Annotated in this window: 5 protein-coding genes and 1 pseudogene; all 6 read left to right on the top strand. The window is 44.7% G+C overall.

Annotated features, from left to right (window positions below; translation table 11 throughout):
- On the top strand, nucleotides 1-3165 hold a 3165-nt coding region (locus DW938_RS13950; protein ID WP_147342405.1), incomplete at its 5' end, for a SpaA isopeptide-forming pilin-related protein.
- Nucleotides 3158-3940, top strand: a complete 783-nt coding sequence (gene srtB / locus DW938_RS13945; RefSeq protein WP_117865694.1) for a class B sortase — start codon at nucleotides 3158-3160, stop codon at nucleotides 3938-3940. The genes DW938_RS13950 and srtB, both read left to right, overlap by 8 nt.
- On the top strand, nucleotides 3937-4266 hold the full coding sequence (locus DW938_RS13940; protein WP_117865695.1) for a DUF3852 domain-containing protein: 330 nt from the start codon (nucleotides 3937-3939) through the stop codon (nucleotides 4264-4266). The genes srtB and DW938_RS13940 overlap by 4 nt, the downstream gene beginning before the upstream one ends.
- A 16-nt stretch (nucleotides 4267-4282) precedes the next feature.
- Nucleotides 4283-4975, top strand: a complete 693-nt coding sequence (locus DW938_RS13935) for a hypothetical protein (RefSeq protein ID WP_118054608.1) — start codon at nucleotides 4283-4285, stop codon at nucleotides 4973-4975.
- Between the two features lie 21 nt (nucleotides 4976-4996).
- Nucleotides 4997-6397 carry a DUF3991 and toprim domain-containing protein gene (locus DW938_RS13930; RefSeq protein WP_117893655.1) on the top strand — a complete coding sequence of 467 codons (1401 nt, stop codon included), beginning with the start codon at nucleotides 4997-4999 and terminating at the stop codon, nucleotides 6395-6397.
- Nucleotides 6398-6500: 103 nt separating this feature from the next.
- Nucleotides 6501-6980: pseudogene (locus DW938_RS13925) on the top strand (type IV secretory system conjugative DNA transfer family protein); the annotation flags it as partial.

The raw sequence follows: 6980 nt of genomic DNA, 5'->3' as shown, positions 1-6980 counted from the left end.
ACCAATGCAAACGGAATTGCAACCTTTGACGATCTAAGAGTTTATGATATGTCCACAGGTAAAGCAATTGTCTACACCGTATCCGAAATCAACGTAGATACGAGATATGAAACTCCGAAAGCGCAGAACGTTACGCTGACGAGCGGAAATGTTGATCTGACTGTCAATGTCAATTTCAACAATGAACTTAAAACAGGTTCAATCAAGATCAATAAACAGTCGGAGGACGGAGAGAACGGCGGCAGAGAATTTACTGTAACAGGTAACGGCAAGACTTACAGCATAAAAACAGGTTCTGACGGTATCGCAATTCTTTCCGATATTCCCGTTTACGACAGCAATAACGAGAAAATTGTTTACACGATTTCTGAAAAAAATGTACCCGTAAAATATGTTGTTCCTGCGGATCAGACAGCAACTCTTACTGCTGACGCAACTACAACCAAGACATTCAAAAACGTTCTCAAAAAGTTTACCGCCCAAGTAACAAAGCAGGATTCCGAAACAGTTTCCGCACAGGGCGACGGTACTCTTGCAGGAGCAGTTTACGGCATTTACCGTGACGGCGAACTTATTGACACCTACACCACAGATGAAAACGGATATTTCAAGTCCAAGGAGTATGTCTGCGGAAATTACACAGTTCAGGAGATTTCTCCCTCCGAGGGATATCTGCTTGATATGACTGTTCATTCCGTAGGCGCAGAGCCGGAAAAATACACAATTGAAAGTAATCTCATTTCTATGACTGTGACTGAGGACGTAATAAAGGGCAATATCTCAGTCATCAAGCATACGGACGACGGCTCGACTCAGATCGAAACGCCCGAAGTCGGCGCTGAATTTGAGGTTTATCTCAAGAGCGCAGGCAGTTATGGAAATGCTGCTGAAACAGAGCGTGATCATCTGACTTGCGATGAAAACGGCTTTGCACAGACAAAGGATATGCCATACGGCGTTTACACTGTGCATCAGACAGTCGGCTGGGAGGGTACTGAGTTTATTGCTGACTTCGATGTCAACATCAGCGAGAACGGACAGACCTACCGCTATCTTATCAACAATGCAGAGTTTGAAAGCTATGTTAAGGTGGTAAAGGTCGATTCCGAAACAGGAAAAACAATTCCTTATGAGGGCGCAGGCTTTGAGATCTATGATTCAAACGGTCAGAAGATTTCTATGACTTTCAGCTATCCTACTCCCACAACTATCGATGTATTTTACACAAACAACGAGGGATACCTCATCACTCCCGAGGTTCTTCTCTACGGCGAATATTCTCTTGTTGAGGTTCAGGCTCCTGTGGGTTATGTTCTGGACAGCACACCCGTGCCCTTCACAGTTTCTGCTGATAACGCAGAGGAAGAAAATGCTTTGACAGTCATTAAAGTTCACAAAGAAAACACCGCTCAGAAAGGCAGAATTTCGGTTCAGAAAACAGGTGATATTTTTAAAACCGTTGCTATGGCGTCCTCCGCTTACACGGATGAAAACGGCGAGATGACAGTAAATCCGACCACCTACACTCCCGTGTTTGCAAGCGGAAATCTTTCCGGCGCAGTATTTCAGGTGATCGCTTCGGAGGATATCGTTACGCTTGACGGTACTGTTCATGCCAATGCAGGCGACGTTGTGGCTGAAATTACTACCGATGAAAACGGATATGCGGAAACCGATTTATTGTATCTCGGTAAGTACGAAATCAAGGAGGTTCAGGCACCTTACGGCTATGTTCGGAATAGCGAATCACAGTTTGTAGAACTGACCTATGCAGGACAGGAAATCGCTGTTCTTGATACGGTAAATGCATCATTTGTCAATGATTATCAGAGTGTTGAAATCTCACTTTCTAAGGTTATGGAGAACGACGAGCTGTTCGGAATCGGAAACAATAATGAGTATCTCTCTGTTCGTTTCGGACTGTTTGCGGCGGAGGATATACAGGCGGCAGACGGTACTGTAATTCCTGCGGACGGTCTCATTTCTGAAATCAGTCTTGATGAGAATATGACTGCTGTAATCGCAGAGAAAATCCCATTCGGTAAGTACTATGTTCAGGAAATTGCCACCGATGAACACTATGTTCTCAACGGTGAAAAGTACCTTGTGACATTTGAGTATATGGGTCAGGAAGTAACTACAGTTTCTATTGACTGCGGTCAGTTCGTAAATGAATTAAAGCGCGGAAAAGTCGAGGGTATCAAGGTAAATGAGAGCGATGAACCTCTTGAAAATGCTCTGTTCGGACTGTTTGCAGTTGATACTGCCGAATTCACTTCTGAAAACGCATATATGACCGCTGTTTCCGATGAAAACGGATATTTTGAGTTTGATGAGATCCCCTACGGCGAGTATGTGGTTCATGAAATCGAAGCTCCCACAGGATATATTCTCAGTGATGAAAGCTATCCCGTAACTGTTTGCGAGGACGGCGAAACTATCACGGTTCGTACAATTAACAAGCCTATTACCGTTGAATTGTCTAAGATTGATGTCTACGGCGAGGAGCTTATCGGAGCAGAGATGCAGCTTGAAAATGCTAACGGAGAAATCGTTGATGAGTGGACTTCCGACGGCACAAATCATGTTGTAACCGAACTTCCTGCCGGAGATTACACGCTCAAGGAAATTGCGGCTCCCGACGGATATGTGATTGCTACGGATATTAAGTTTACAGTTGACGTTTACGGCAATGTTACCGTAGAAAACGTTGAAGCCACAGCGACTTCGGAGAACGGCAATCCACTCGTTGTAATGATCGACGACACAACAAAGGTACAGATTTCCAAGCAGGATATCACCACAGGTGAGGAACTGCCCGGTGCAAAGCTTCAGGTTATAGACAGGGACGGAAATGTTGTTGAGGAATGGGTTTCATCAAGCGAACCGCATTTCATCGAAGGAAAGCTGATCGCAGGCAAGGAGTACACGCTGAAAGAAACTATCGCACCGGAGGGCTATGAGATAGCAAATGAAATCAAGTTCACAGTAAACGCTGACGGTAGCGTGACCGAAGTCATTATGTATGACGAGCTTACACCTAAAACGACTACTCCGTATACAGGCGATAACCACAGTGATTTTGCAGCTTTTGCAATGCTCGGAGCTGCAAGCGTGATCATTGCCATTCTTATCATCACAAAGAAAGGAAAAAAGCATGAATAAAAAAGTTATTCGCACAATTGCGGCTGTGACCGCAGCCGCCCTCCTCGGAGGTGGAATTTATCTTCTGGTAAAAAACGATGTGGCTCAGAAAATCAATTGGCGTGATATTCTGATCTATGCTCCCACGCCGATAGCGAGAGAAACGCTTGACGAAGCGGTCGATATTGAAAAAAGCAAGCCTTCCGCCGACAGAGTTCCCGAGGATACCAAAGAAGAACTGACCGAACAGGTACGTCAGCTTTCCAACGAGCATGACGATTCTGTGGGTTGGCTGTATATTCCAGATACGAATATAGATTATCCGATCATGCAGTCGGGAGATAACGAATATTACACGCGCAGGGCGGTGGACGGCTCATATTTGTATGCAGGATCACTGTTTATGGACTATCGCTGTTCAAGCGATTTTTCTGACTTTAATAGCGTGATCTACGGTCACAATATGGGAAACGGAACGATGTTTGCGGATATTCCGAATTACGAAAACGAGGAATATTTCATGAATCACAGCTACGGCTGGCTGACCACTGAGAACGATGTCAGGCTTATAGATTTCTTTGCGGTTGCAAGAACTTCCGATACAAGCGGACTTTATCTTGCTGCTCCGAATTTTAATGAATGGGATAATCAGCTCAGAAACTATGCAAGTATTTACAAGGAGATTGAAGTAACCGAAAGTGACCATTTGCTTATGTTATCCACTTGTACAAGTGCGGAGGGTAACAGCCGTACTATTCTGGTAGGAAAAATTATCGAGGAGAGTGATGTGGAATGAAGTTGAAAAAGAAAGTTATTGCAGCGATTGCAAGCACACTCTGCTTTGCAACAATGATGTCGACTACAGCTTACGCTTCCGGCGATGTTGCGGGAGCAGTCCAAAGCACATGGACTACCGCAAGGTCGCAGGTGGTGTCGGTTGTAAACAACGTTGTGTTCCCCGTAATTGACGTAATTCTTGCGGTTTTGCTGTTTGTTAAGATAGGTCTCGCATATCTCGACTATCGAAAACACGGTCAGCTTGAATGGACGCCGATCGCTATCATTTTCGGCTGTTTGATCTTTTCTCTGACCTGTCCGCTGTACATCTGGAGCATAATCTGATAGGGGGAAAATGAATATGAAAGCAAAAGTAATGACTGCAATTTTAGCAGCGTTTATGCTGACAATGACAGCTTGCGGAACGATTAGTCCGCCGATCCAGAATGCTGTTACGGAAACTACGACTACCACAGCCGAGTCCATATATGACTCGGCTGCCTCTTCGGAGGATGAAAAGATAAAAACGGACACCTTTATTGCCGAATTTTTCGATTCCGATATATCCTTTGTGGATACAAGTGAATTGGTAACGGAAGCTATGAAAGGCTGTTCTTTTGATAATGAAATTGATAATTCAAATGGTATGCAGAAGATAACGCTTAAAGGCACAAACGGAGGTGGTTCTGTTGAGGTGATGTGTATTGATCTGAGTAAAAGCGGTCTTCCTTACGATATGGAATATATCCTTGAAAATTTAGGGAATCATTACTTTAGTCAAACTGCTGCTCAGATGAACGGTATCACCGAAGATGACTTTGTTTCGAGTTACCGAATGACAAGCAGTGTTGTTTCTAAGGGCAAGTATCAGCGGTACGGCTCTGTTCAGAAGTCTGACGGTATGGCGACGCAGTTCGGGTACACGGAAACCTACGCTGTGCTTTCGGAGAACAAGCTAACTGTGGTTTCGGGTGCATTTCTCAGTTCGGATATGATGGAAAGACAGAGCTTTTCGGGGCTGATGAGTAAGTTTGCGAATAACGTGAAGTATTAACGATAGAGAGTTGGTGATAAATTGCCATATATCCCATTCACAGACGAACAAAAAGTCCTTGCCAACAGCGTAAACCTTGAAGAATTCCTGAGAATGCGTGGCGAGAAATTGGAGCGTGTCGGCAGAGAGCATAAGCTCATTTACTACGACAGTTCTGGCAAGCACGACAGCATAACGCTACGTGGCTCGACTTGGTTTGACCATAAAAATCAGGTGGGCGGCGGAGCAATAAAATTCATGCAGGAATTCTATGATATGGACTTTCAGACGGCGGTACAGGAACTGCTCGGTCAGACTATCACTCCGCTGTCCCACAGTCCGCCGAAAGCTATTGCAAAGGAAGAAAAGAAAGAGTTCAGACTTCCCGAGGCAAACGCAAATATGCATAGAGTTTATGCCTACCTCATAAAACAGCGGTTTATTGATCCAAACATTATCTCGCATTTTGCAAAACAGCACACGCTTTACGAGGACAAGGAACACCACAATGCGGTGTTCGTAGGCGTTGATGAAAACGGAGTTCCACGTCAGGCTCACAAGCGTTCAACTAATTCTTTTGGGAATGCATTCCGCATAACCTGCGAGGGTTCGGATACTCGGTACAGCTTTTCTCACTTTGGCAAGTCGGAAAAGCTGTTTGTGTTTGAGGCTCCCATCGATATGATGAGTTTTCTAACGCTGTACCCGAAAGGCTGGCAGAAACACAGCTACATCGCAATGAACGGAGTGTATGAAAATGCCGTTTTAACGGGGTTGAAGAGCCATTCCAATCTGAATGAAATAATATTGTGTGTAGATAACGATGAGGGAGGAATTGAGGCTGTTGACCGATTAAAAGATATTCTTGCGGAGAACGGATATCCAAACGTTAAACGACTTTCGCCTGAGTTTAAGGACTGGAACGAATGTCTGAAAGCGAAGAACGGCGTTGAACCTCTTCCTGCTGTTCCGCATAAGCGAAAAGAAGAATATCTGAAAGAAGTGAGCGAACTGGGGTATCTCAAATGCCGCCCCGATAAGCTGACCTCGCAGATCTATGCAACGTTCAAAAACGGACAATACAACTATCTCGCCGAGTATGCGCTTGCAGGCTCGGCATTTTTTGTTGCAGAAAACAGCGAAAATACGATGTTTGACAAGCTGAGATGTAAACTTAAAGCGGAGTATAAGCCTTACACCGGCAAGGGCAAAAAGGCGCAGAAACAAAGGGATTTGCAGGACTGTGTACAGGAGGTTTTGTGTGATCTGAAACAGACAGCCCGTACCCGTGAGCAGTCGATAAATACAGCAAAATTGCTGTATCAGCTTGCGGATAATGCCGTCAGATTATCGGTTGAGGAAACTTTAAGCACTCCCATTCAGGAGCAGACCGAGGATATAGATATCGTTTCCGAACCCGAACCTTGTATGGAATTCGGGTAATGCGATACCCTCCGCCTCACAGCGCAATACCTTGAATAAAACAAACTAACTATCTTATTAAATACAAAGGTAAGAATATTTTATACAGATCGGAGATGAAATTTTGAATGAAAAACAAATGATTTTAATAGGCGTGCTTGCAGTGATTTTTGTTGCATTTTTGGTAGTCGTAAATCTGCTTGACAACAAGTCGCTTAACGGAATAAAGGCAAAAAAAGTCGGCAATGGACAGCACGGAACTGCGAGGTGGGCGACAAAAGCTGAGATAAAGCGTACTTTTATCCCTCTGCCATTCGAGCCGGAGATGTGGAGAAAAGGTCAGAACCTGCCGACTGTTCAAGGTACGGTGGTAGGCTGTCGGACACACGGCAAAAAAACTGTGGCTATTGTAGATGACGGCGATGTTCACACGCTTATGATAGGCGCTGCGGGCGTGGGCAAAACCGCATATTTCCTGTACCCGAACATTGAACTTGCTTGCGCAAGCGGAATGTCGTTCATCAGTACGGACACCAAAGGGGACGTAGCACGAAATTATGGCACTATCGCAAGCAAGCACTATGGCTACAATGTTTCTGTGCTT

Origin of the sequence: Ruminococcus sp. AM43-6 (assembly GCF_003461785.1) — a bacterium.
Classification (GTDB): domain Bacteria; phylum Bacillota; class Clostridia; order Oscillospirales; family Ruminococcaceae; genus Hominimerdicola; species Hominimerdicola aceti.
The sequence above is the reverse complement of the archived record's forward strand: the minus strand, read 5'-3'. Positions and strand labels throughout refer to the sequence as shown.